The 1,102-nt window shown below is 34.8% G+C and carries 2 protein-coding genes; both read right to left on the reverse strand.

From position 1 onward, the window contains the following. Nucleotides 1-472 (reverse strand): CoA-binding protein (locus tag AC1DUW_RS29965; protein ID WP_477644328.1); only part of this gene is annotated, 472 nt, incomplete at its 3' end. 512 nt (nucleotides 473-984) lie between these two features. After that, a partial coding sequence (locus AC1DUW_RS29970) for a transposase (protein WP_472673208.1) occupies nucleotides 985-1,102 on the reverse strand: 118 nt, incomplete at its 5' end.

Here is a 1,102-nt window from a genome sequence, read left to right on the forward strand (position 1 = left end):
GTGAAAAAGTACCTATTAAACCATTAGACAAATTCACTAAACCAACGCAGTTAGGTCCCACTATCCGTATGCCATTCTTTCTAGCAAGTTCAGTAAGTGTCTCCTGTTGTCTGGCACCTTCTTCCCCAGTTTCAGAAAAACCTGCAGCAAAAATGATCGCCGCTTTTACTTTCTTTTGCGCACAGTCCTCTAAAGCTTGCTGTACCTGTTCAGCACCTAGGCAAAAAATAGCTAAATCAATATCGTTTGGGATATCTGATAAAGATGGGTAACATTTTAAACCTTCGATTTCTTTTGTTTTACGATTGATTGGATATATCTCTCCACTAAACTGGCCATCTAAAAGAGCTTTAACTTGTAAATATCCGATTTTGTATTTACTCTCAGAAGCACCTAGGATTGCGACAGATCTAGGATTAAATAATGGCTCAAGAGTTTCATAAGAATTATTTAACTTATTATCTTTTGTCAAAAATCTTCCCCCCACATATACAGAAAATATCTTTGTTGTAATCTTACATGGAAGGCAATAAAATTCTTAAAAATCACATTTGTTAAATTCATTTAAACATTAGGGTGTAAATAATAAAAAAAGGCTAAAAAAAAACTATATGCAGCAAGGTTTTCGAGAATCCTATTAAAAATAAATGTTCTCGATTACCCCGACTTTACGCACCGATAACCCCGACATTGGAACAAGATAAGCGCCGAACTATATTTCTGAAAACCTTTTATGGGAAATTTCTTAAAATTAAAAAGTATAACAAAATATGAAAAATACATTCAGGATTTTTCCTTAACAAGAATTCATGAATCTAGAAGAACATTCATATTTAATAACGAAAAAACCTCTTCCATATAGATGAAGAGGTTTCAGTTTGTAGACAAAAGGGGTTCGGAATTATAAAATTCCGAACCCCATTTGAAATTCCCTTTGAATTTTGGTCCAAGGTTAAGATATTGTGGCTCTACGAGCCCACTCTGTTAGGCCATTTTTGGACCTTGCCATGTCCAATTGGCCATCTTCTTTAAATTAATGGCAGCGAAAGTAAGCATCGCTTGCATCGACAATTTTTTAAGTCCCCTTAAAGTAGTCCAACGC

The organism is Peribacillus sp. P4_C12, assembly GCF_056402095.1.